At 36.9% G+C, this 24,465-nt stretch carries 32 protein-coding genes and 1 pseudogene; 7 read left to right on the top strand and 26 right to left on the bottom strand.

From position 1 onward, the window contains the following. Positions 1–37: 37 nt before the first annotated feature. The 5 genes from AB5213_RS12945 to AB5213_RS12925 form a co-directional block, all read right to left on the bottom strand. Positions 38–790: a hypothetical protein gene (locus AB5213_RS12945; RefSeq protein WP_195251133.1), complete on the bottom strand. Its 753-nt coding sequence runs from the start codon at positions 788–790 to the stop codon at positions 38–40. Beyond that, complete coding sequence (locus AB5213_RS12940) at positions 774–1,370, bottom strand: hypothetical protein (protein ID WP_195502409.1); 597 nt, start codon at positions 1,368–1,370, stop codon at positions 774–776. Before AB5213_RS12940 ends, AB5213_RS12945 begins: the two co-directional genes overlap by 17 nt. A gap of 53 nt (positions 1,371–1,423) precedes the next feature. Then, on the bottom strand, positions 1,424–1,657 hold the full coding sequence (locus AB5213_RS12935; RefSeq protein ID WP_195251680.1) for a hypothetical protein: 234 nt from the start codon (positions 1,655–1,657) through the stop codon (positions 1,424–1,426). A gap of 405 nt (positions 1,658–2,062) precedes the next feature. Then, the gene (locus AB5213_RS12930; protein ID WP_195251678.1) at positions 2,063–4,042 is read right to left on the bottom strand and encodes a hypothetical protein; all 1,980 of its coding nucleotides are present in this window, start codon (positions 4,040–4,042) and stop codon (positions 2,063–2,065) included. 43 nt (positions 4,043–4,085) lie between these two features. Beyond that, positions 4,086–5,384 (bottom strand): hypothetical protein, encoded by a 1,299-nt coding sequence (locus AB5213_RS12925; protein ID WP_368276804.1) that lies wholly within the window; start codon positions 5,382–5,384, stop codon positions 4,086–4,088. Positions 5,385–5,528: 144 nt separating this feature from the next. Here AB5213_RS12925 and AB5213_RS12920 point away from each other — a divergent pair, with 144 nt between their 5' ends. Beyond that, a complete protein-coding gene (locus tag AB5213_RS12920) occupies positions 5,529–5,705 on the top strand; it encodes a hypothetical protein (RefSeq protein WP_195251675.1) in 177 nt (58 codons plus the stop codon). A 79-nt stretch (positions 5,706–5,784) separates the two neighbouring features. Here AB5213_RS12920 and AB5213_RS12915 read toward each other — a convergent pair whose 3' ends face one another. Next, positions 5,785–6,462 (bottom strand): hypothetical protein, encoded by a 678-nt coding sequence (locus AB5213_RS12915; protein ID WP_195502410.1) that lies wholly within the window; start codon positions 6,460–6,462, stop codon positions 5,785–5,787. A gap of 80 nt (positions 6,463–6,542) precedes the next feature. Then, positions 6,543–6,728, bottom strand: coding sequence for a hypothetical protein (locus AB5213_RS12910; protein WP_195502411.1), 186 nt, complete (start codon positions 6,726–6,728; stop codon positions 6,543–6,545). Between the two features lie 326 nt (positions 6,729–7,054). Here AB5213_RS12910 and AB5213_RS12905 point away from each other — a divergent pair, with 326 nt between their 5' ends. Continuing rightward, complete coding sequence (locus AB5213_RS12905) at positions 7,055–7,864, top strand: hypothetical protein (RefSeq protein ID WP_368276803.1); 810 nt, start codon at positions 7,055–7,057, stop codon at positions 7,862–7,864. Between the two features lie 419 nt (positions 7,865–8,283). Here the strand turns inward: AB5213_RS12905 and AB5213_RS12900 are convergent. The 11 genes and pseudogenes from AB5213_RS12900 to AB5213_RS12850 all read right to left on the bottom strand — a co-directional run. Next, a pseudogene (locus tag AB5213_RS12900) lies at positions 8,284–8,454 on the bottom strand (tyrosine-type recombinase/integrase); the annotation flags it as partial. A gap of 121 nt (positions 8,455–8,575) precedes the next feature. After that, positions 8,576–10,153: a recombinase family protein gene (locus AB5213_RS12895; protein WP_158421998.1), complete on the bottom strand. Its 1,578-nt coding sequence runs from the start codon at positions 10,151–10,153 to the stop codon at positions 8,576–8,578. Continuing rightward, positions 10,150–11,841 (bottom strand): recombinase family protein, encoded by a 1,692-nt coding sequence (locus AB5213_RS12890; protein WP_368276802.1) that lies wholly within the window; start codon positions 11,839–11,841, stop codon positions 10,150–10,152. The genes AB5213_RS12895 and AB5213_RS12890 overlap by 4 nt, the downstream gene beginning before the upstream one ends. A 1-nt stretch (position 11,842) precedes the next feature. Continuing rightward, the gene (locus AB5213_RS12885) at positions 11,843–13,534 is read right to left on the bottom strand and encodes a recombinase family protein (protein ID WP_186856078.1); all 1,692 of its coding nucleotides are present in this window, start codon (positions 13,532–13,534) and stop codon (positions 11,843–11,845) included. Between the two features lie 108 nt (positions 13,535–13,642). Then, positions 13,643–13,891 carry a DUF6870 family protein gene (locus AB5213_RS12880; protein ID WP_015568866.1) on the bottom strand — a complete coding sequence of 83 codons (249 nt, stop codon included), beginning with the start codon at positions 13,889–13,891 and terminating at the stop codon, positions 13,643–13,645. Continuing rightward, positions 13,872–14,252 carry a type II toxin-antitoxin system PemK/MazF family toxin gene (locus tag AB5213_RS12875; RefSeq protein WP_015568867.1) on the bottom strand — a complete coding sequence of 127 codons (381 nt, stop codon included), beginning with the start codon at positions 14,250–14,252 and terminating at the stop codon, positions 13,872–13,874. Before AB5213_RS12875 ends, AB5213_RS12880 begins: the two co-directional genes overlap by 20 nt. A 153-nt stretch (positions 14,253–14,405) precedes the next feature. Continuing rightward, positions 14,406–14,588: a hypothetical protein gene (locus AB5213_RS12870; RefSeq protein ID WP_055282710.1), complete on the bottom strand. Its 183-nt coding sequence runs from the start codon at positions 14,586–14,588 to the stop codon at positions 14,406–14,408. 244 nt (positions 14,589–14,832) lie between these two features. After that, a complete protein-coding gene (locus AB5213_RS12865; RefSeq protein WP_172677211.1) occupies positions 14,833–15,306 on the bottom strand; it encodes a sigma factor-like helix-turn-helix DNA-binding protein in 474 nt (157 codons plus the stop codon). Positions 15,307–15,632: 326 nt separating this feature from the next. Further along, complete coding sequence (locus AB5213_RS12860; RefSeq protein ID WP_158422800.1) at positions 15,633–16,064, bottom strand: DJ-1/PfpI family protein; 432 nt, start codon at positions 16,062–16,064, stop codon at positions 15,633–15,635. Positions 16,065–16,068: 4 nt separating this feature from the next. Then, entirely contained in the window at positions 16,069–16,281 is a 213-nt protein-coding gene (locus AB5213_RS12855) for a sporulation initiation factor Spo0A C-terminal domain-containing protein (RefSeq protein ID WP_029732086.1), read from the bottom strand. Positions 16,282–16,431: 150 nt separating this feature from the next. Further along, a complete protein-coding gene (locus AB5213_RS12850; RefSeq protein ID WP_055282712.1) occupies positions 16,432–16,749 on the bottom strand; it encodes a helix-turn-helix domain-containing protein in 318 nt (105 codons plus the stop codon). Positions 16,750–16,928: 179 nt separating this feature from the next. Between AB5213_RS12850 and AB5213_RS12845 the strand changes: the two genes are divergently transcribed. After that, positions 16,929–17,135 (top strand): DUF6219 family protein, encoded by a 207-nt coding sequence (locus AB5213_RS12845; protein ID WP_008688150.1) that lies wholly within the window; start codon positions 16,929–16,931, stop codon positions 17,133–17,135. A 76-nt stretch (positions 17,136–17,211) separates the two neighbouring features. Here the strand turns inward: AB5213_RS12845 and AB5213_RS12840 are convergent, their stop codons facing one another. The 5 genes from AB5213_RS12840 to dinB form a co-directional block, all read right to left on the bottom strand. Next, on the bottom strand, positions 17,212–17,583 hold the full coding sequence (locus AB5213_RS12840) for a hypothetical protein (protein WP_054356898.1): 372 nt from the start codon (positions 17,581–17,583) through the stop codon (positions 17,212–17,214). A gap of 9 nt (positions 17,584–17,592) precedes the next feature. Then, complete coding sequence (locus AB5213_RS12835; RefSeq protein ID WP_008688147.1) at positions 17,593–18,165, bottom strand: hypothetical protein; 573 nt, start codon at positions 18,163–18,165, stop codon at positions 17,593–17,595. A gap of 250 nt (positions 18,166–18,415) precedes the next feature. Further along, positions 18,416–18,655: a hypothetical protein gene (locus tag AB5213_RS12830; RefSeq protein ID WP_005344271.1), complete on the bottom strand. Its 240-nt coding sequence runs from the start codon at positions 18,653–18,655 to the stop codon at positions 18,416–18,418. Between the two features lie 12 nt (positions 18,656–18,667). After that, on the bottom strand, positions 18,668–18,880 hold the full coding sequence (locus AB5213_RS12825) for a DNA-binding protein (RefSeq protein ID WP_024720752.1): 213 nt from the start codon (positions 18,878–18,880) through the stop codon (positions 18,668–18,670). Between the two features lie 14 nt (positions 18,881–18,894). Next, on the bottom strand, positions 18,895–20,142 hold the full coding sequence (gene dinB, locus AB5213_RS12820) for a DNA polymerase IV (protein ID WP_024728258.1): 1,248 nt from the start codon (positions 20,140–20,142) through the stop codon (positions 18,895–18,897). 194 nt (positions 20,143–20,336) lie between these two features. Between dinB and AB5213_RS12815 the strand changes: the two genes are divergently transcribed. Continuing rightward, positions 20,337–21,068, top strand: a complete 732-nt coding sequence (locus AB5213_RS12815) for an XRE family transcriptional regulator (RefSeq protein ID WP_008688138.1) — start codon at positions 20,337–20,339, stop codon at positions 21,066–21,068. A gap of 56 nt (positions 21,069–21,124) precedes the next feature. Further along, positions 21,125–21,325, top strand: a complete 201-nt coding sequence (locus AB5213_RS12810) for a helix-turn-helix transcriptional regulator (protein ID WP_005344265.1) — start codon at positions 21,125–21,127, stop codon at positions 21,323–21,325. A gap of 102 nt (positions 21,326–21,427) precedes the next feature. Here AB5213_RS12810 and AB5213_RS12805 read toward each other — a convergent pair whose 3' ends face one another. Further along, complete coding sequence (locus AB5213_RS12805; protein ID WP_054356897.1) at positions 21,428–21,802, bottom strand: MmcQ/YjbR family DNA-binding protein; 375 nt, start codon at positions 21,800–21,802, stop codon at positions 21,428–21,430. A 249-nt stretch (positions 21,803–22,051) separates the two neighbouring features. Between AB5213_RS12805 and AB5213_RS12800 the strand changes: the two genes are divergently transcribed. Both AB5213_RS12800 and AB5213_RS12795 read left to right on the top strand, forming a co-directional pair. Then, positions 22,052–22,375 carry a MobC family plasmid mobilization relaxosome protein gene (locus tag AB5213_RS12800; protein ID WP_055222055.1) on the top strand — a complete coding sequence of 108 codons (324 nt, stop codon included), beginning with the start codon at positions 22,052–22,054 and terminating at the stop codon, positions 22,373–22,375. Then, on the top strand, positions 22,342–23,721 hold the full coding sequence (locus AB5213_RS12795; RefSeq protein ID WP_173884584.1) for a relaxase/mobilization nuclease domain-containing protein: 1,380 nt from the start codon (positions 22,342–22,344) through the stop codon (positions 23,719–23,721). Before AB5213_RS12800 ends, AB5213_RS12795 begins: the two co-directional genes overlap by 34 nt. Before the next feature lie 15 nt (positions 23,722–23,736). Here the strand turns inward: AB5213_RS12795 and AB5213_RS12790 are convergent, their stop codons facing one another. Then, positions 23,737–23,973 (bottom strand): hypothetical protein, encoded by a 237-nt coding sequence (locus tag AB5213_RS12790; RefSeq protein WP_368276801.1) that lies wholly within the window; start codon positions 23,971–23,973, stop codon positions 23,737–23,739. A gap of 123 nt (positions 23,974–24,096) precedes the next feature. Next, a complete protein-coding gene (locus AB5213_RS12785) occupies positions 24,097–24,465 on the bottom strand; it encodes a metal-dependent transcriptional regulator (protein WP_173884586.1) in 369 nt (122 codons plus the stop codon).

The following is a 24,465-nucleotide window of genomic DNA, read 5'->3' as shown; positions in this document are numbered from 1 at the left end:
ACTTGTGGCTTCGCCACAGTCCAGACATCCTCTTTTACTATGTTAATGCCTCGATACAAACTTGTTGCATTTTTTTCACATCATGTATCTTTGGAATTTTGACAAACCCTAACTTTGATCCTTGTAATAATACAATGCCTTCTCCTACCCCGAATTTTCTTTCTCCAATGGCATCAATATATTCTTTTGGAATCAACATTTCATATATACTTCGTATAGATGCACCTACAATTATAATAATTCCATAATTCAAACGACTTCCTGATGGAAATGCTGACGCATCAGGTCTTTGACAAGAAATTAACAATCTTATTGATAATGATCTCCCGAGCATTAAAATTTCGCTGACCTTTCTCATAGCTTCTTCTGCTTCCTTTTTTGATATACTCTGTAATGCAAGAATATTCGCCATATATTCGTCCCATATCAATGTTATTGGATCTCTTGAATCATCTTCTCCTGATTGCCGTTTATGCATTATTTCATAAACTATTTCCAGTGCCTCAAGTGTTTTATCATAAGGATAATAGCGTGGACATTTTCTCATATATATAAACTGGTCATCTTGCTTAAAATCAGCAAAGTAAATTCTTCCACTCCGTTCTCCCAATGTAGCAATTTTGGCAACTATCAGATTTTCACCGTAGCTTTTTCCGCTCCCGGACATACCACAAAGTAAAATATGCGAGTTGGACTTAGGTGATATATCTGTTACTATTTGTATCTTTCTTCCATATCCATACCATTCATCATAATCATATCCCAAAACCAGATCAGAATTGTTCATCATATATTTCTCCCCTCTCTGGATCTTCTCTTCCTACTCCAGAATACATAACAATTCTTCTGCCATTTGCTTTTTTGCCATGACTGAATGGTTTATCTTTTTTTACATAGTGTATATTCATCGAATCAGCGATTTCATTTTTTCGCTTATCCCATATTTTTTCTGGTATCTCAGTATAAAATTCTCGCATAATAACATCGCTACCCTTTATTCTTTTTTTATTTATGAGAATAGGACACCCATTTCGCAACTCATTTTTTTCAAATGCTTCCTGCAAATCTGCTTCATCTTTTCTTGCTGTAATATTTCCAATAGTATCAAATATTGCTAATATCGAAATAATCGGAAAAAGAATTACTAATATTATAGACATATATCTATAAATCGGCATCCAAAAATCAGATACTTTAAACAATACTAAAAGCAAATCTTGTTTCCCCCATATTATTATGGAGAAAATAATTACAGGCAACAAAACAATATTAAGAACAGGCTTATTTATCATTTGAATCGCTCCCAAGCGAACTCTATACCATCGCTGAATTCTATTTCTTCTACGCTTTCTATAATCTTCTTTTATCATATTTTCCCTTTATTACTACCGGAGAGTTTTTGTTCTCCCCGGTAATCCTTTTATTAGTTTACTTTGGCAATTTTTTCGACTTTACCTTTAAAATTGAATGAGATTTCTACTTTGTCATTGACCTTCAAATCTTTAGGTAAAACACCTTCTTTTAAGAACCATTTTTTTGCACACATCCCTTGTACATCTTCAGTCTTAAAAATAAAAAATGCATTATCACCTGCGATAGTTTCATTATTATCATTCTGAAAATTGATGTGCTGAATTCCTATGAATTGTGCGATCATACTATTTCTATTCCTTTCTGCCATTTTAGGCTTTACTCAGCTGCGCAACTTGTAATTATATTATATAATATCAGTTACTAAATTTTGGGAAATATACGTTCCAATAAATACCCTAAATACTGAATTGACAAGCGTTTTTCTTATCCCAAAATAGCATTGACTCACACACTTTTATAAGATTGGCTTTTCACAAGATATAAGGAATTGAAACTATTGTAAAGCCTGCTACGCACCGTAAAACGGCTATGGGCTTGACAATAGTTCCAATTCCTTACAAATTATAAACAAGCCAATCAATAATATTTCATGTATTAAAATACCACGCTTACACATTAACTTTCCTCTTCCTTCTCATAAAAATAACAGGAACAGATTTCTATAATCTATTCCTGTTATAACCATAATTTATTCTGCTATTTTAAAACTTTTTAATATCTCTATTACCTCTTTTTCTTCTTCCGGCGTAAATTGTCCATCTGGTGCTTCTGCTATAAATGCATATGGTGTCGGGTATTCAAAAGAAAATTCATCCACAAATCCTGCCTGCCCCTGAAACTCTCGTTCTCCTTCATAAGATGCCGGAACAACTGCAAAAAATTCGCTGTCTGTTGCATTATAATCTGAATCCAACTTTGAATCCATTTCTCCAACAAGATGTACCTTCGCTACCATAAAACTTCCCAAACTAGAATAGTCTGTATTTGTTCCTGCTGGAAAACCTGGTACAAATTCGGAATCACCAACTTTTGAAATTTCTGCCTTTACCACACTTCTTGAATATCCACCTAATGTCCTACTGCAATCCCAATAAGTAACCGTAACGCCTCTATCGTTTACTAATACTACCTTTTCTTCTATAGGATTATCTATTCCATCACTCATTTCTTCACTTTGTATATCCCATCCACTAGGATAATCAAACTGAAATACCGGACAACTTATAGCATTCTGTTCGCTATATCTTGTTACATATGTATTCCCCTGTTTCAATATCTCTTTTAAACCATCATTCTGCTTTCCTGTTTCTGTCCGCTCCAGATCATTCTTCCAATCAGCACTTGATTCCCAATGATCAGACCAAAATGGCGGCAATTTTATTTTAAATAAATACTGATCATTCAGTCCTTGAGCAAACACAGGTACATCAACAATTAACGTTCCTTTAATTTCCGGACCAATTGACAAATCTAAACAGCCTGCATATCCACCCAGACCTTCTTTTAGTGTTGTTTTAGCCTCTCCTTCTGCCTTTCCTAAAATTCCTGCTGAAACATCCATCCCAGACGCTCCATACAATTTTGTAATCAAATGCAAATTTATACTTGCTGACGCAGATCCTGAAACTTTCGATGTACTCCAATGCAATCCTTCTGAATTTTCTTTTCTTTCATTTATTTCTTTGACTTTATTTTTTTTACTATTATACTGAAATCCCAATGTCTTTTCTGATGTTGCATCATATGATAATCCAATGTCACCCTCTAATTTAGCTTTTGCCTCTGCGGATATTATCATATCGTTTGTAAGCACCACCGGAACTCCTGCAACTAAAAATTGATAATTCGGTAATTCCTTTTTGAAAATTTCCTTTTCTACAGATTTTTCCTCTGTACTTTCCGAATATCCCCATGTACCTTTTACGTGCGTCTTATTTTTTACCGCAATTCCTCCTACAATATCTCCCTTATCGATATCTATTTGTATTTCTATCCAAACACTCGCTCCAACTTCACCTGAAATACGAGCTAAATCATCTTTTTCTTCAAATGAATATTCAAACATATAATCCCTTTTTCTTTTATCTGCTTTTTCATCATTTGAATCGTCTGAATCATCCGAATCGTTTGTACCATTTAAATCTTTTGTGCTATTTGTACTTTTAGTATCTTTTCCAGAAAGCTTTAAAATTGAATTATATTGAGTACTTTTATCTTGATCTTGATATAACTCCATATCATTCAATTTGTAATCAACTTCTTCAACACCATTTTCTGTTAATTCAATTTGTTTAACTATATGTGCTTTTTCAAACACATCTGTCAAATACGCTGGTTCTGTTTGAACAATATATTTCCCATTCTTCTTTTTTGTATTTACAACTTTACGAATATACCCTGCATCTGCTTCACTGGTAATTCCTGATACAATCACATCCCCTTTCTTGTATTTGAGATCTTTTTTAAATTCCAATTTATCTTCCAACACTTTAGTTGGTCGTTCATCTTTATCAGTTTCACTTGTTATTATTTTAACATTTTTCTTAACTATTGTTTCATTGCTCTTTTCTTGACTATTTATATATATGTTTTTATATATTAGTCCACCTACAATAAATAGAATTAAAATGCCTATAGCAATAAGTATTCTCCGAACCCTTTTTCTCATTTCTTATTCCTTTCATCTATGGATTTATCTTAGATATTTTTTACTATTTTGTAACTTCAAATACATTTTCAGATTGACCTAAACCTTTAATTTTTTTATCATTCACGTAATATACTGCCGTAATATCTAGTTTTTCAAATGGCGAAGCTTTATCTGGTTTAGTAATCCAGTCACCTGCCTGTAACTTCATAGTCATTGATGTTGAATCAAATGTTCCGGCTACATTATAGCTTCCCGGCTGAATATAAGTACTTACTTCATTTGGTGTATAACTATATGTTCCTGTAATTTTATCGCCTTCTACTTGGGTGATATTTAATACCGCCTTCCCTTTATCATCGCCAACTCCTAAATATGTTCCTGTCCATTCCCCTGTAATATCAATAGAGTCTAACTGATATTCAATATTTATAGGCTGAATTTGCCATCCATCCTCATAATCGTAATAATAAGTAATTTCTCCTGTCAGACCATATTCCACTGAATTTTCTGATAATTTACAACTATATTTATATATCTGATTCCTTCCTTTATCTTCTGATTCATGACTGTTAATCTTAAAATCACTTATTGCATCCTTTTTTACTTCAATCTCTTGTTGATTAGAAGTATCTACAAATGTAATGATATTTCCTGTATCTGATTCTTTTGTCCCAATTACAAATGTCTGTCCATTTAGTTCTTCCATCAACTTTTCTTCATCAATATCTAATGCCTTGTCTGCATTTATTTCAGCTTTAAAATTCCCTTTCTCCGATACCGAATCAAGTTTCCATTCTTTCTCAAATTCATATTCAGCGACTACCGTTCCTATAGCCTGTTCTACTCCACTATCCAAAACTACTTCCATAGTAATTTTATCTGTTTTTTCTTTCAAATCTGTTTCCTGTTTTTTAATTGAAACTTTTTTAACTTCTCCGTCCTCAATTCTCCACACTCCACCTTCAACATCGACTTCCTTCGCTACCAATGTACTTGGAATATCTTTTTCCCCAATACCTTTTAACGGCTTTATAATCCATGCATCGGAATCATTTACTGATAAATCTTTCAGTTCCCAATCTTTTTCATATTTTTGATAAGTAAGATTAACTTCTTTTTCATAAGAAATATTATTTTTTTCTGTTATGACTGTGCATAATACATTATCATATTTTTCCTTTTTATTTGTATCCCTGTCTTCTATTTTTATCTCGTCTATTACTTCTCCATCACTGAGAAATTTTTCCTCTGAATAATTCTCTAAATCTTCTTGAATTTCTTTTTCTTTCGGAACACTTGAACACCCTGCTGAACCTATCAGCATTAACGCCATTACTCCCAAAACAACCCGTTTTCTCATACTTTTTACCTCACATTCTCTAAAGTACTTTTTCTATTATTCTAATACAATCCCCTTTTTTCCGCAATACATTTTGTAATGCATTTTGCAATGCATATTTATTGATTTTTATGCAATAACATAAATTTAATAGGAGGTGTTATCGTGGCATTTCAATTAAAACCAAATCGAAAAGAAACAGAAAACAAAACAATACGCTTTCCCTTATATCTGGTTGAACGAATAGAAAAAGCTATTTCAACTTCTAATCAGGAAGTAACTTTTTCCAGTTTTGTTATTCAAGCATGTGAATATGCTCTTGATAATTTAGAGGAACAATAATAACTGTCACATTCAAAAAGGGATATTCCAACTTACTTATCGGAATATCCCTTTTGCTATCTAGCGTTTGTTAAATCTTTTATGCCTGTAGTGCCTCTGCATAATTCTCTTTCATGAAGTTTTTAAATTTTTCTTCCTTTTCCATGATAATTGAAAAATATCTGGCTAAAAATTTCGTAGGATCAGCAATTGAAAAAGAACCATCCTCACAATACTCTCCATATTCTTCCGTATATAATTCTGCAAATGTTTCTTCATCATATACCAGATCTGCAACATTTTCATTCAGAAAATCTGTTATCTTCTTATACTCCTCCTCTGGAATACTTAACTCAAACTTCCTAATTTCTGCCATAGTTTGTGTCCATTTATCCTCGTCCTCATAATCATCTCCTGCAAAGTATTGCTCTATTACTCCATACGCAGATGCAATTGCATTTTTTGTCACTGCTGAATATTTTTCTAAAGGATATTTTTCACTTGCATTCCATAAATTTACTCCCAATAATTTTTCTAATCCTTCCAATGTCTCTATATCACGTGGTCCGTTTGAATTTTTAGACACCCACTTTTTAACTGTACTATCCGATACATTTAATTCATCTGCAATTGCAAAATACACGTCTGTTTTATTAAAAACCGGAATACCTTTAAAACATCCCTCATTTAAAATATCATTACAAATCTCCTTAAACTTCTTTGAATCAAATCCTTTCATCTGCATATTCATTGTTTCCTTTTCGTTGTTTTTAATCATGTTCTTTCCTTCTTTCTTTAATATTAAGTCATTTCTTTTAAAACAATCAGACTATTTCATTTTTATCATTAACCTTTTCACTACTTAATCACAGTACCTATAAATTCATCTATACTTTTATAAATTTTCTCCGGAAGAATATTCTTATATTTTCTAAGCTGATTCATTTTTTCGTACTGTAACTCACTATTTCCTTCCGCTTTTACGCACTCTTCCATTAAAATAATGCATTCAATTATTGCTACATCTTTATCATAAGTTTTCATATCTGGTCTCCTTCTGATGATTATCTATAAATTTTGTTCTTCAGCACTACTGTTAAAACATTGTTATTTTGTTGATTTCATATTCGAAAAAATTTTTATATCTCTGTAATATACTCATAATCTTTTTCTAGTATCACACTTCTTAGCTTCCTCTTTCCATCAGCTTATCATGACTCGCTGATCTGTATTTCAATTAGCCTCTTGATGGTTTTATTTTATATTTTTTTCAATTGCCTGTATATCCCTTCCTGTTGCACCATTCTGCAACTTTTTTGCAACTTTACTGTGTATTGGTGTATAATTCAATCAAAAACGGAGGTACTTTTATGAAATATCCATTAACTTCAAAGCAACAATGCCAACAATTAGTAAACGTACTAGACTATCTTAAATCTCAAAATAAGAAACAGAAAAAAATTGCTGAAAAAGTTGGCTCGTCCACTTATTTTTTCTCTCATTTGCGCTCTGGTCAAATACAAAGCATTCCCCAAGATCTTATTGACTCATTTCAAGAAAACTATCACATTAATCCAAAATATATTACTCATGGGGCATCCAACATGTTCGAAGCTGCTAACATTATGTATGATAATTTTGATGAATTTGTAGATTCTTGGGATTTAGTAGAACACGAAAATAATTCTTATCTTCATTTTTTTATGGATGAAAATTTTTATAATTTTCTTATAAATATATATACTTTAAAAATAAATTCCTCTGAATCAAATGAACTTCAACAAAAAGCAAATGCTTTTGATCTTGCTTTAGGCACACTCAAAAACAAAAAATTAAATCAAGGCACTAAAACAGGATACCTGCATTTCTCATCGGATCTTCAATTAAAATTTTTTGTTCAAAGTATATTCAAACAAATAGATTTTTCTTCTGCCCCAAGTTCAAAAGAAATAGATACAGCTTTTAATACCGCTTTAACAACTTTAAAAGAAAATTACCAACCAGGAAAAAATCCGAAAGAATATGTCTTAGTTCCCATTGACAAATACATAGAAATTACAGATAAAAATATGCATCGGCAAAAAAATTTAGCCGAATTAAACGATACATTTGAATGGTCTCCCGTTAAAACAAAGCATCTAAAATTAACGCATAATAAAAAAGAGGATGGAACTGAATAATTTCAGTTCCATCCCTATTATTTTCTTCCAAACACATATTATTAAATTTACTCTTTTTATTTTATTGAGATTACCGAGATATCTTCTTTTTATTTTTTCACATTATAATCTCAATTCAAAAGGTATAAATAAGGTATAAAAAATATATCATCCTACTCTTTTCTCTACCATTCACACGCTATTTTACTAGTAATTACAGATGTTGCCGTGGCAGATGAATAATACTTTAATCATCTTTTTATATCTCCATTTAAGTCTTGTATTTCTTCTCAAACGCTTGATATTTCAGGGTTTTCCGACTTTTGAGTTTTCCTTTCTTTTCAAGGTATCTTCTCAAATCTTCTCGTATTTTCTTGTGTTTTTCCCTGCAATCTTGGTAAATCCGTTGGTAAAGCAAACGTCCTTACCAACGGGCTTTTTTAACTATTCGCTATCCGATATACTTCTTCCTTTGCATCATCAAAATTCACATGGGTGTAAGTGTTCAAGGTTACACTGATGTCTGCGTGACCCATGATATACTGCAAGGTTTTCGGATTCATCCCGGATTTTGCCATATTAGAGCAAAAGGTGTGCCTGCATACATGTGGATGTGTCAAGTATAGGACAAAAAAAATTTTATTTTTTTCTGCCGAAGACTATCTGACGCTTCCATCAGGTAGTCCCAGCACCTTGATTATCTTCTGATAAGTCATTCTTGTCCTGCTCAAGTTATCTCTGTTCCGAAAAAATATCGTCAAAATTCCATTCGATTTCAATTTCATCCTGACTATGAACACGGATCACCTTGATAATCTCACGCAGCTTCTCTGTATCGAACTTCTGAATTCCCAAGAAATCTTTTAGTTTTATTTTATCAGAAAGTTCATTTTGTTCAAGAAGCTTTTTGCTATTCTCCGCATCTTCTATCTTTCGTTTTATTTCATCCAGCTGTACACTTATCGTTGCAGCTCTCTGCTTATACGAATCACGATCTATACGACCATCTTTGTAATCATCATATAGTTTCATCTTTTCCGAGGTCAACTGTCGGCTCTGTTTTTGCAATTCTGCGGTATTGATCTCTTTGTAGTCGCATTGCCTGTTGGAAGATACTTTCTTTTCTTTTTCCAACATTGACGCTGCATACTGATGAACAAGCCCAAGGATATTCTCCTCCAGCGGTTCCCGTCGGATCACCAGACTTCGACACACAGGATCTCCATTGGTTCGAGCATCTGAGCATTTTAGCAGATGCTCCGTTTCTTTTAGTAAAGAATGCCCACAGTTGGCACATATCAGTAATGCCGGCTGTTTTTTACGCCTTTCCAGAGTAAAATTGGTGCGTGATTCCGCAACACTTCTCTTCTTTTTCGGATGCATTTCATTTGCTTTTTCAAACAATGCCCTGTCTATAATTGCCGTATGATGATTTTCCAGGCGAACCCATTCTGTTTCATCATTCAGAACTGCTTTATGACCGGTATGCATACTGCAACGTGTTTTTCCCCAGATTCTGGTTCCAATATAAATCTCATCCCGGACAATTGCCGCTACTGTCGTAGGGCTCCAGTGTTTCTTTTTGATCGTATCAAACCTCTGGAACTGCACCTGATCCCCTCTTGATAATTTCTGCTCATCACAAGTGGCAATCGCCTGTCTGTTCAATTCCCTTGTAATATCTGCAAAACTTGTTCCCTTTGCTGCCATCTTAAAAATCATTTTCACGACTTTTGCAGCCTCCGGATCAACTTCCAGCCTTCCATCTTTTCCTTTTTTATAGCCATATCTGGCATTTACCGGAAGGCGTGTACCATTTCTCGTTCTTGTCTGCAATGCTGATGAAATTTTCTTGGACAAATCCAGGCTATACATATTGTATACCAGATTCTGCAATGCTACATTCATTCCACCAGTCATTCCGCTGCTTGCCGCACTGTCATAGCTGTCATTAATCGAAATAAATCGAATCTGTAGAAGTGGGAAAATATATTCAATATAAAATCCAACTTCCAGATAGTCTCTTCCGAATCTGGAAAAGTCTTTTACAACTACACAGCCGATTTCTCCGCTTTTCATGTCATCCTGCAGCTGTTGAAATCCCTGCCTTTTAAAATGAGTACCGCTGACACCGTCATCCACATATTCCAGAATATCCGACTCAGCCACACCCAGCTCATCAATTGCAAATGATTTTAACAGAATTCTCTGAGAAGTTACACTGTCGCTCTCTTTTTTGGCTCTGCCATCTACATTGTCATCTTCTGCAGACAAACGGATGTAAACAGCTGTTTTTCTAAGATCTGTCATCTTGACTGCGCCTCCTTCTCTTTCTTTAGTTTCTGTAAATCTGCAAACTGATCGTCATATACCAGCTTGATCTCATAATCATACTTACCATGGATAATAATTGAATCCACAAAGGCATCTGCCATTTCTTTTGTCAGCTTACGCTTTGACATATAAGTATGTATCACATTTCCCCAGCCTTCTTCAATGTGGTAATCCTGGGAATACCGAACCTGTGCCGCCAATACTGTGTCCATACGGCTCTTGATATGCTCAATTTCATTGGAATAGATCCGAGAAAACTGTATGTATTCTTCTTCTGTAATCAAACGTTCGGAATAGTCTTCATATAAATCCGATTTACGCTTACTGATACGGCTTAGTTCCCGTCGAAGTTTCCCCACCTCTTTATCCAAAAGCAGGTACTGTGTCTGATTTTTAGAAGCTGTATTCATTTCCCGAATCATTTTTTCCGTATCCAATACGGTTTTCATATGCGTTTGAATCAGGCGAAGAACATCGTCATCCACATATTCTTTTCTGACTCTGTGCCCTTTGCATTGCTTTCCCCCTGATTTATGGTTGGTATTGGCTCCGCAGATATAAAAGAATGTGCCATTTCTTTCTCTGGACAACGTCATGCGGTTGCCACAGCCTCCGCACCATATCTTTCCTGTATAGAAATTATGGTTTCGAATAGCCCCATTGTTCTGCTGATGTTTCTTTTTATAAGCTTCCGTATATTCCTGGATTTTAGATTGTACCTGTTGAAACAACTCTCTATCTATAATCCCGTCATGCGTGTTCTCCACATGCACCCATTCACTCTCTGGTCGGTTTCTCTGTTTATTTCCCTGGAAAACACTTTGCTGATATTTTCCAAATACAGAATCACCTGTACAATGAACATCCTGAAGAACTCGTTTCACTTCATAATTGTTCCAGGGTTTTGACTCCAGAAGCGGCTTTTCACCGGTTTTATAGAATTTTCTCTGTAAAGTCGGTGATAAAACTCCATCTTTATTGAGCTGTCTTGCAATATCACTATAGTTCCTGCCATCCATATACATAGAAAATATACTTTTCAGATGGTCTGCAGCTTCTTCATCAACAATCAGCTGATGATGGTCTTCTTCTGACTTTCTGTAACCATACGGTTCCCAGGCACTTGTAAATTTTCCTTTTTCCCAAAGAGCTTTTTTTGCGCTGCTGCTCTTTTTGGCAAGATCTTTCGAATAGAACTCATTGATAATATTCTTCAGTGGAACTGTAAGATCCACACCCTCTCTGAAGGAATCGAAATCATCTGTCACAGCCAGGAATCTTACATGGAAAAAAGGGAATACTCGTTCAATATAATTACTGGTTTCGACATAATTTCTTCCAAGTCTGGACAAATCTTTTACAATAACACAATTGATTTTTCCATGCTTGATATCTTCCATCATCTGTACAAATCCAGGACGGTCAAAATTTGTACCTGAATAGTCTGAGTCCTTATAAACTTCCGCAACCGAAATATCTTCCGTATCTGCTACAAAGTTTTTCATCAATTCCACCTGGGTTTCTATCGTTCCTCTTTCCAATGTTTCTTCTGTTTCCATTGAAATTCTGGCATACAATCCTGCCCGGAACGGTCTGCTCACCTCTGTCTGGACGATTGCACTGCTGACTACTTCCGGAATGTTTTTCCTGCTCTTTCGTGCCATTTTATACAACCTCCTTTACCTTGACCTGCAGATTATTATCATCATCTATTACCGTATCAACTCCCATAGACGGTAATTGATTCAGCAATGTCTGATAACAATCATCAAAATCAAAAGTGATCTCTATATTCTTTTTATCATATACTCTGATTTGCCTGATCAGTTCTACCACCACTGTGCGGGACAGTTCTTCAATATCCTGATACTTCACAAAATAATCCAGCCAGGTATTGGCTTTGTCTGCTTTTTCCAGCTCACTATCCATTTCTTTCTGGATCGCACGGATACTCTCTTCCGCATTTCTAAGCCGCTTTCCATAGGCTGCATGAAGCTCTACATAGTCTTCTTTTGATACAATGCCCTCTTTCATATCCGAATAGAGCATTATCCGTAACTCCTTACAGCGTTCTGTCTCCTGCTTTTTCTTCTCCAGCCTGTCCTGCAGCTTCTTCATATTGATCTCCTGAAATGGCACAGTACCAATAAATTCCAGGATTCTTTTCAGGTGCAGGATATTCTGGATATGCTGTTTCAACATCACCAGTACGGCATCTTCCAGATCCTTTTCCGGTATTCTGTGACTGGAACAGTGTTTTGTTTCTTTATTTGTGGAACATAGATAATAAGCATATTTTTTTCCTGCCACAGTGGAAACCTTTCTTGTCATAGGTGCACCACAATCCGCACATACAGCAATTCCGGACAACAGATATACCTGCTTTTGGTAAGGTGAAGTACGTGTATCCATGCCCAGAAGCCTCTGCACAATTTCAAAATCACGGTCACTCACCAGTGGCTCATGATTTTTCTCAATCCGGATCCAGTCATCTTCCGGTTTCACATAAGTCTGCTTCACTTTATGGTTCGGTGTTGTCCTTTTTCCCTGCACAAGATTTCCGATATAAACCTCGTTTTCCAGTATCCTACGGACTGTAACGGAACTCCAAAGTGCCTGTTCTTTCTGCCGGAAGCCAGTTTCATAATGACTGCCGCTGCTGATTTTATATTCAAATGGGGAAAGAATACCCAGTTCATTTAAACGATTAGCGATCGCATCCTGACTCATTCCCCGCAGCTTCATCTTAAAAATATCCTGTACTACACTGCCTGCAGATGGGTCAATCTCTAATTTATGCTTATCTGTCTTTGTCTTCCTGTATCCAAATGCTACAAACGGAGTCACGCACTCACCTTTTTTCCTCTTAATCTCAAGATTACTCCTGATCTTAATAGAAATATCACGACAATAAGCATCGTTGATTAAATTTTTAAATGGGATAATGATTTCGTCTGCCTGATTCTTTCCCTTAAGACTGTCATAATTATCATTGATAGCAATAAAACGCACACCAAGAGCCGGGAATAATCTCTCGATATACTTCCCGGAATCAATATATTCCCTTCCAAATCGTGATAAATCTTTTACCACTACGCAGTCTACAATCCCACGCCGGATATCTTCCAGCATTGCCTGGAATGCAGGGCGCTCAAAATTAGAGCCTGAGTAGCCATCATCAACTCGGACTGAAACAACTTCTATATCTTTTTTGTCTTTCAGGAAATCCAGAATCAAAGCTTTCTGGTTAGAAATGCTGTTACTTTCCAGTTTTGCTGAACTAGAAATATCGCCATCTTCTTTAGATAATCTGACATAGATGGCGGCATGATAGATTTTATTGATATTCTGATACATATCTTACCTCCTTTTATTACGTCAGAAAATCCATGTAATAAAAGGGGGCTGCATAATTTGTCCTTACTGACATTCTAACACAGTCCCCTCAATCTTGCCAGTACTTTTTCAGACACTCAGAAGCATATTCTCAAATGCCTGCTCCATAGATATACCGTTATTGGCAAATCTGACTTTTACTTTCATATTGCCGATCCGGACCAAATATGGATTTCCTACTTTATTCAGAAAAATATCTCTCCGTTCCTGAAGCGATTTATTTCTGTCTGCTTTTATCATCCGTAGATCAGTCATTTCATTGATATCTACATCACTGAAATCCTGCTCCAGATAGTTTCTATATTCCTCTGCCGTCATGCCCTTCTCCTTCCATTCCCATCTGAATCTGTACTGCTTTCAGTACCCGATCCAGGCTCCACTTATTTACTCTTCCGCATTTCTCAATAATACATTTCGTAGAAATGCTCATAACCTGTTCAGCCAGTGCCAGGCTTCCTTTTCGGATTCCCGTCATATCATATTTGCTGATAAATACATGTGTTGGCAAATACCGTTTCTTATAAATTCTTGATGTCAGCGGAACTACCGTTATGACTGAACTGTATGTATTGGCTTTATTATTACTCACTACGATCACCGGTCTTACTCCACCCTGAACAGATGTTGTAGGAAACATACCGAGATCTGCCCATAAAATATCTCCTCTGCGGATTGTCATTTGTCCTCTCTCCAATCTATTATTTTTATTTGTAAAGCATCCATAGCGCTATATTGGCTCCACAGGAATACGGCAGAGTTTCTTTCCCATAGGGAAAGCTCTGCCGCATAACCTCTATAGCCAATTTGATTATTAAACAGTGCTCGCTCGATTCTATTTATCCTCGATACCCCGAATCGTTACTCCCGCATATGCAGGAAGGGAATAATAACCTGCCCAGATGCATACTCCGGACCACAACCCGGAAACTCTCGTTTCCAGGCTCCAGCAGTTCATAGGTTTACCAGTTACAGACTTCTCAGGATCTGCAAGTGTATCGCATCTCATACATATCATCGCATCACCAGCCTGCCAGCTGGCTTCGGTCAGTGCTTTTTCGCAGCATTACAGACTGAACTAAAAATCTTTGTTTTGTCTTATAATCCTATAGCGGCATCTTCCTCGTGCTCTTTGCATGAAATGTCACGTCAGTTATTATTGGATATTCAGTTATCATGGTTCATTTTAGGAAGTCCTTTAACTTCCTCTAATTACTAAAGTCAAATGACTTTGGCAAATGCAAAAGATTTTGAAAAATTTTTTAAAAAAATTTATTCATATACATTTCACGCATCTTATTAAGAGTGGATTTCAGCTTGTATGACAGCATCTGTCTGGAAATCCCCATAATCTCCGCCATCTGTGTCTGTGTCTTGTTTTCAAAGAAAATGCCATAAATAATCATGCGTTCCTCTGAGTTCAGTTGATTGATCACTGTGTGAATATCCTGCTGTTCCATTTTTGTCAGTACACAGTGCTCCACATCACAGTTCAGATCTGGAAAATCCTCAATCATGAAGCCTTCTCCATCAATGGACTGACCGCTGTAAGGTACTTCTCTCAGCATCTTATCCACAACCTCACCCAGTTCATTCTTAATCTCAACTTTTTTTGCCTTGCTGCTTCTGTAAAAATTATTCATCGCATACGCAACTTCTTTTGTAATCTCGATCATTTCTCCATCAATATTTGCGTAATACTTTCCTTCGTAAAAATATGGGTGTTCAATATACATATCCGTTCCTCCTGAATTTGAAATCTTGTTGCTCGTTTCAAATCCAGAAGGCGGACCTCTGTTTAGGATCATGCCTGCTCCGCCTTTATCCTGCCGGGATACGCCCGCAGTTATTGGCTGAGAAATTCAGGCACGAAAAAAAGCCCCAGTAGTTTTTTCTTAACTACTGAGGCTTTCGTCTCTTTCTTGTATTCAGTTATCTATGCCTTCTTTCATCAGCATAATCATTGTATCAGGATAAAGTTCACAAAGTATCCGCAATATATTCCCATAAGTTCATATCATTATTGGAATCGTACATATTTCAGTATAAAAAGTTCATCGTGTTATTCTTCTACTTCTTTTCCATCTATATATAGTTGAAATTTATCAGGATTATTGACTACATCATAGTCCTTTCCGTATTCTACAGGTCTATATTCGGCTGTCATTACCGATTCCCCATCTTCAATATCCTCTTTCCATAAATAGATGTTCATATCAAGGCTCGTCGCATATCCCCTGTCTGTGGAGAATTTTGTCGAATAAAATGAATCATCCTTGTACATCTGCAAAAGTTCTCTTGCAAAAGCTTCTTTATCCCCGATATGTCCCCGGTTAGCAACCACTGTAATATTTTCATCTCGATTTACGGAAAATGTTCCAACTACATCCGGTTCGCCTTCCTTATGACCAGATTCAGATTTCCCATAAATACTTCCTGCAGCAATTATCAAGATCACTGCTCCTGAAATCAATGCAATTATCTTTTTCTTCATATTTTTATTTTCCTTTTAGTTTTTTTACTGCGTAATTGATTACTTCTTCCGGTGTGGGTCTGTCTCCTTTAAGTGTCATTTTCTTCCATTCTTCCTGCACAGCCGGATCGGGATTATCAAATCCTGCATCTATGGCTATCTGCATTTCTCTGCGTACCTCTTCTGGTGTTGTGTTGTACTTTTCTGCAATCTTCTCATAAATAGTTTTCTCTCTCATTCATTTTCCTCCAATATATAAGTAGAATTACACCTTGTTCTATAGAACTAATTTAGCATATTTCTATTATCATGAAAAGACACTTTACAACTTAAAGCTGAATAAAAGGTCAAAAAAAGAAGAGCTACTCGCTCTTCCCAGTTTGTCATATCACTCTTCCAATAATGTGTGAATTACTTTGATCATTTTTTTCTGCTCTTTGATCGGAAGTTTTTCAATTTTTTCTGTCAGCTCATTGGTAACACCTGTAACTGAATGTGCCACAACATCAATCAAAAGAGTATCTGCTGAAACATCTAATGCATTTGCAATTGTAACAAAGGTATCCAATTTTGTAACTTTCAAGCCTCTCTCTATTACACTCACATGCGTTGGACTTAAATTTACTAATGCAGCCAGTTCCTCTTGCGTGAGATTTTTTGCTTCTCGTGCTGATTTGATTCGCTGTCCTACTGCTTTCAAATCCATCGTAACACCTCCTCCAGAACGAATAATCGTTCTGAATTTAGTATACTTGTGGATATCTTAAATATACAGAATCGCAAAGCCAAGTTCTAATTCTACAGAACTATATTCAAAGTTTTTCTTTGCATTTTCGTAAAAAAGCTTTATGATTGAATCAGTTAAATCAAAGGAGGTATCAAATCATGAAATCACATAAATACTGGTCCTTAGGCGCACTTTTCTGTATGTTGGGATGCATTTATTCTGGAATCAAAAAATCTATGACTGCACATAAATACTTTGCCTATTCTTCATTGCTTTGTATGGGCATGTCCATTTATTCCGGTCACAAACTGGTTTCTCCAAAGAAGAAAAAAATCACTGAATCAAATAATAGTGAGAATAGTTAAATAAAAAATTGACCTTTATTCATCAAAGACAAAGTTGCTGGAGAATATTTTTTCTCTCCAGCAACTTTCTTTATCTTTAAGCCATTGAGATACAATACTGTCCAATCAGCTTCATCCAACTATTATATTTATTCTTTTCGCACACCTTTCGGCAAATTTCATTCTCCATCAATACACAGAACATCTTATCATAATCAAATGCCCAAACAGCACCATTCACATGGTTTTCCACTGCTTTCTGATCTATGCTTTTCAAGCGTGTGACCATTTTTTCAATTTCTCCATTTCCCAAGTTACCGATATTTTTGCAGATAAACCGAAAGAAATTCAACGTTGCATATTCATCATGCCAATGGAAATCTTCTGGATTGTTTTTAATTTTACTGGCTCTCAGCTGTTCTTTGATTATCTGAGCAGCTACACCTTTCATCGAATCTTCGTATCTCATATTATTCACCTACTCTTCCTCAACGCCCAGTGACGGTTTAAATCTTTTATCCTTTGCCTGCGGTACCACGATCTCATAAAAATAAAATCCTAAATACCCAAGTGCCTGCTTCTTCATTTTATAAAAAGAAGTCCTGCCTATTCCTAACTCCTGCTGTACTTCCACATCTGTCTTATTATAATGACTGCAAAAACAGGAGTGAAGGATTTCACTGAGCATCACACCATTCGGTGCATAGAACTTCACCAAAGTCATTCCCCGATAGATCATGTCCGACAATCCATAAATAATCATCAGATTATTCATCTCCCGGTGCATCTTTGGCACATTCAGCTGGTTGTTATAAATGCTCAGATAACTCAATGCATATGCCATATCTTCATTGATTTTCTCCTGGCATTCCATATCCAGTTCTTCTAACACAATCTGATTTTCCAAAATCAATTTCTGATAGCTTGTCATCAATTCTTTAATATCAGTATAATGTCTTTCGATTGTAACTTCCAGATAATCCTGTGCATGACTTGCCATCTGGAAGGTAATTTCTTTCATTGATTTAATTGCATAATCTCTGTCTGTCATCAGTTTCAAAATCTCCTTATCATCATCACACTAACTGGCGGTCTTTCAGACCAGTTCGCTTTCCCCATGATTTTGATGGGAAGCAATTACTTACTACAACTTGCAGAAGCGGATATCCAAAAGGCATTGTGGGAGCTGCCTTTGCTGACCGGAATCCATCTTCTTATGTAAAACCTACAGGAATATAAAGGGAAAGTGACTATCCCTGCCGGTTAATAATCCAAATAATATCGTCTATACCAATCTCTCCTTATGCTGTTTTTCTCTCCATAAACCATTTATCCACTTCGTAAAACAAGTGGCTTTCCTGCCCCTGTATCATACAGGTGTACATCATTCCTACACCGCCTGCCTTTCTGCTGGCGCATCGCTCGATTTTCAAAATTCTGTCAATACTATATTTTCTTCCATCCTCCCATGTAAAAAATATGGGAACCAGCTGTCCGTCTTTCCGAAACTCTGCTACTACATCTACATATACTTTGTTCATGCCGACACCTCACTATAAAATCTCAATTGCTCTTGGCGATGCCGGGATTCTGCGGATATATCCATTTAACTCCAACTGCTTGATTCTGGAAAATGCTGATGATGTTGATTTCACCCCGATCAATTTTCCAAATTCCCGTATTGTCGGTGGATATCCATGTTCATTGGTATATCGTAAAATACACTGATAACTTTCTTCCTGTTTTCTGGTTAATGCTTTTTTCAAATCTATCCCTCCAATTACCCATGGAAATAACTATGTGGATGGATCGTGTGCGTACCAGCGTCTAAGTGGGATAAGACTTTATCCTGATACATTGCCGCTCGCTGTATACTGAAATAACCAAACCGTCGTCTGATCTCATCTACAGTACGATCCAGCTTCTCTAACTTTTCCTTTTTCTCCTGATTTCCAAATAAATCCAACTGCACGGGAATATCATCTAACACAAGATCCGCAGCTCGGATCCCCAGGCTTCTAATGGGATGTTCCCATTTGTAATTATCTTTAAATAGCTGAAATGCTGCAGTTACAATCTCGTTTGTAATATTCGTTGGCTGTCGTAAATGTATCTGTCTGGAAAAACTATACAATCGATTATCTCGAACTGTAATTTCTACTGTTTTGCATTTAAATCCATGTTTCCGCAATCGTGCAGCTACACTTTCTGCCAATGCTATTTGAATGATCCAGACATCCAGATCATTTTCCAGATCTCTCGGTGTTGTAGTGCTATTACCTATCGACTTTACTGGTGCTTCATATCCTTCCTTGCAAACCGGATCTTCATCCCAGCCATTTGCGAAAGCCCATAATACATTTCCTATTTTTCCAAAATGACTCTCTAACAACTTTTCGTCTGATTCCGCAAGTTGCCCGATTGTCCGGATTCCAAGTTTTTGCAATTTCTTATTTGTCTGTCTTCCGACATAAAGCAAATCTGACGCTGGAAGCTGCCATATCCTGTCTTTATAATTTTCTCGATTAAACTCTGTGATTGCATCCGGCTTTTTATAATCTGAACCAAGTTTCGCATAAATCTTATTCCAGGAAATTCCAATACTTACCGTTACACCCAGTTCGTATTTAATCCGATGGCTGATTTCTCTTGCAATCGTCATTCCGCTTCCTTTCAGATTTCTGCTGTCCGATACATCCAGCCAGGCTTCATCAATTCCATATGGCTCGATCTTGTCCGTATACTCCGAATAGATTTCTCTTGCCATCTTTGAAAATCTCAAATACAAATCCATCCGTGGTGGTACAAATATGATTTCCGGACAAATCTGTTTTGCCTGCCATAATGCCATTCCGGTCTTTACACCTTTTTGCTTTGCAATATAATTTGCTGTCAGCACAATCCCATGCCGGGCTTCCGGATCGCCACCTACTGCCAGAGGCATTCCTGCAAATTCCGGATGATGTAGCATTTCTACACTGGCATAAAAACAGTTCATATCACTATGCAGGATCACACGCTCACTCAAACTCTTCACCTCCTAGCTGTTTCCTTCAATATGATGTCTTATCAATTTCTGTATGTTTAGTATATATCGACATTCCGGAGATAGTCAAGTAACATCTTGGTTGTATTTTCTCCATTTTGGAGATTATTGTTGATTTTATTTCTAACATACGGTATAATGCATATAGAAAATTCAAATAGAAATGAGGCGAACAAATGCGTGATTTCGGGGAAATATTAGCAGAAAATAGAAAAAAGAAAGGATACTCTCAATCAGATCTGGTAGACCTGCTTTCTCAGGAAGGTATTCAGGTCACTACAAAAGCAATCTCCAAATGGGAGACCAATGCACGAGAACCAGCTTTACATGTTTTCCTGACACTTTGCCAGTTACTTGATATCGAAGATATATATGAATCTTTCTTTGGAGAAAATCCATATAACATTATGAGTGGATTGAATGAAGAAGGCAGAAATAAATTGATTGAATTTGCTGATATTTTGAAAGCTTCTAAAAAGTTTTCTCCACTGTCTGCAAAGATTATCCCATTCCATCATCCTGTAGAAATTACCTGGGAACCAGTTTCTGCTGGTACTGGAAATTACCTGGAAGATTCTGTAAAAGAAACTTATGACGTAGGACACCTTGCTCCTGAGCAGACTGACTTTGGTGTACGGATCTCCGGTGACAGTATGGAACCACTTTATCATACAGGCGATGTCGCATGGATTCAGAAAAAAGATTCTCTTGCTAATGGTGAAATTGGAATCTTCTATCTCAACGGTAATACTTACATCAAGGAATTACACGATGAGCCAGATGGTGTTTATCTGATTTCTTTAAATCAAAAATATCGTCCTATCCAAGTTTTGGAATCTGACTCTTTTAAGATTTTTGGAAAAGTAATCGGAAAATGCAAAGGTGCAGAAATTCCGGGATTTCATTAGATTTCAACAGCAGGTTCATGATCCTGCTGATAACAATAAGCAAAGGAAGTGATTGAATGGCAATCAATAATACATTAAAAGATATTCGTGAAGAACGGAATCTCATTCAAGCAGATTTGGCTGAAGCCATAGGTTCCTGCAGCCAGACTATAGGCCGCATCGAACGTGGAGAACGTAATCCCTCTCTTGAGATTGCAATCCGGCTGGCCCATTACCTGAAAGTGCCTGTAGAAGATATTTTTCAAGTTGAAGACTGAAGCATAACAGCCGAAAAACCGAGGAATAAAATCCCCGGTTTTCCTTTTGCTCAAAAATCAGTGTAATTCCATGATGCACAGATGCATATACGATTGCTTTTCTCATTTGTTTTCCTTTCTGCCTGCTCCATCAATCAGGTCATAACTCATATCTAAAAAGTCCAGTACCTTTGCTTCGCTGACCGAACCATCCAGTAAAATAGTGATCCAGTGCTGCTTATTCATATGATACCCAGGTAAAAATCCATAAGTCTGAATAATCATATTTGTCATGTCCGGATCACACTTTACGTCAATGATATCAACCATCTCTCTTCCTTCTAATCCCAGTTTCGATTTTTCAACCGTCATGATCACTGCATACCATTTCCCATTCTTATGTCGAAGTACTGCACTGTCCGGTAGTTTACTCCATAAATATTCCGGAATCGTGCCATACTGTTTCTGCACATATTCAAAAATTTCTTCTTTCTTCACAATCTATTCAACTCCTGATTCTTCTGATATCCTGCCCATAATCATACCACATTTTCGTATCCCGTACTACCTGCCAAATTCTTTTGCATTTTCCCGTTTCTCCTGACTTTAACTAATAGAGAGGTAAAACAGCAAGGACAGGAAGTGAGGATACACTTCCGGGAAATCCCAATTTAGGGTACCCTGCCCTAAATTGAAAAACGTTGAAAGCAACGATACTACTGTCCTCTCAGAAAGGAGAACCCACCAATGGCTGAAAGAAAGAGAAACAAAGAAATCCATTTTTATGTCACCGAAGAAGAAAGGAAGCTTATACGCAGGAAGATGATAGAATCAAAAACCAAAAACATGGGAGCTTATCTGCGTAAGATGGCAATCGACGGTTACATCGTCAACACCGATACCACCCCACTGAAGAAACAGTATGAGGAAATGCACAAGATTGGTGTAAATATCAACCAGATTGCAAAAAAGGTAAATACCACCGGAGATCTATATCCAGAAGAAATGCAAGAATTGAAAGAGATGGTGAAAGAATTATGGCGTATCTTAAAATCTTTCCCATTAAGGTAACTGACAAGAAAGCTCTGGACTATATTACAAATCCAGATAAGACAGATGAAAAACTGTTAGTTTCCAGTTTTGGCTGTTCCCCGGAAACTGCAGATCTTGAATTTTCTATGACAAGAGAAATGGCAAAAAAGAATGGAATGGATAAAGGCGATAACCTGGCATTTCATCTGATCCAATCATTTAAACCTGGAGAAGTTGATGCCGAAAATGCCCATCGCTTAGGTCAACAATTTGCTGACGAAGTGCTGAAAGGAAAATATGAATACGTGATCAGTACCCATGTTGATAAAAATCATATCCATAACCATATCATCTTCAACGCAGCAAGCTTTGTTGACCATCACAAGTATGTTTCCAATAAGCGGAGCTACCATAAACTCTGCAGAATCAGTAATCGTATCTGCCATGAAAATGGACTTGCCACCAGCATGCCAACCGGAGAAAAAGGTAAAAGCTATAAAGAGAACATGGAATATCATCGTGGCACCAGTTGGAAAGCCAAGCTACGTGTCGCAGTTGATAAATCAATCTGGACTTCCATCAACTATGAGGAATTTCTGCAAAAGATGCAGTTAGCCGGATATGAAGTCCGGCAGGGAAAGCACCTGTCCTTCCGTGCACCGGAGCAGAAGAACTTCACTTATATGAAATCTCTCGGAAGCTATTATTCCGAAGAAAATGTTCGCATCCGTCTGGCTAAAAATCGTAGCAAAGTAAAAACTCCAAGACATCTGTCCAGAGAAGCTCGCTTGTATATCAATATCTCCACTTATGTCACAACTGGAAATCGAGAGGGATTTGAACGATGGGCAAAGCTCAATAATCTAAAAGAGGCAGCCCGCACCTTCAACTATCTTTCCGAAAATAACTTGCTGAATTATGACGATTTCAGGCAGCATGTATCTGACATTGAAGTTTCTGTGAAAGTTGCCGACCAAAGAATAGCACAAATCAACAGTGAGCTGAGCACGCAGAAAGTCATTCAGAAACACTGCGATTCTTACCGGCTTTGTCGTAAAGTAATTGAAGATTGTAAATCTGCTAAAAATCCAAAAGCATACCTCACCAAACATCAGGCAGAATACCAGCTCCACGATTCACTAAAAAAAGAGCTTCAGGATCTCGGTGTTACCAAAATCCCAAGCTCTAATAAAATTCAGAGGCGGATTGAAAATCTTGAATCTGAACTGGCTGCTACTGTCCGGGAAAAACAAGAATTACAGAAAAAGCTGAAAACCCTGGAAATCATTCAGCAGAATTTCACTGCACTGCTCGATGCTCCAGAGATCAGTTCAGACTTACTTCCGGCAAAAAAGGAACCTGTTTCTGTCACAAGAGAAAATTAAGATTGCACTGGCAACTCACTCATTTTCTTCCAAATCTTCCCAAGGTTTCAAATCCTTTTTCTCCCAGGTGACACCATACGGTGCACCTCCGGAGGTATAACCAGCAATACAGAAAAATCGGTCATCTTGCAAGATCTCTTCTTTGGTCAGATTATCTCTTGCTTCTTTTTTCCGTTTTGCTCGCCTCTGTTTCCTCTTTTGTTTCGCAACAGCTGCTTTTTCTTCCGGCGTTTTCCTATGTCCTTTTGCCATAAGTGTTTCTAGTGTAATTCCACTCTGAATGTCTTTTAGTATACGAGTTTCATACCCTGTTTCACGTTTCTCAACAATTCTATAGTATGATGAACATAAAAGATTCGGTGAATCAACATTGTACTAATACTTTTTTTCAACCGAAGTTTTCAATTTTTCAAAAGCTTCTTCACTGATTACATGTTCTATCCGACAGGCATCTCTTTCTGCAGTTTCCCGATCAACCCCGACAGCTACAAGCTGCTCCGTAAAGAACTGATGGCGTTCATAAATTTTCTCGGCAACCTCCCGCCCGGCATTAGTCAGATTGAGGTATCCATCTTCATCGACAGTCAGGAAACCGCCATTCTTTAACACACCTACTGCATGGCTGATGCTCGGTTTACTGAATCCCATGTGCCGGGCAAGGTCAACGGAACGCACTATACCACTTTTCTTTTGTAATACAAGTATAGCTTCCAAATAATCTTCTCCGGATGCGTGAAGTTTCAT

The sequence above is a fragment of the Coprococcus sp. RTP21204st1_G4_RTP21204_210225 genome, from assembly GCF_040915385.1.
Classification (GTDB): Bacteria; Bacillota; Clostridia; order Lachnospirales; family Lachnospiraceae; genus Allocoprococcus; species Allocoprococcus comes.
The sequence above is the reverse complement of the archived record's forward strand: the minus strand, read 5'-3'. Positions and strand labels throughout refer to the sequence as shown.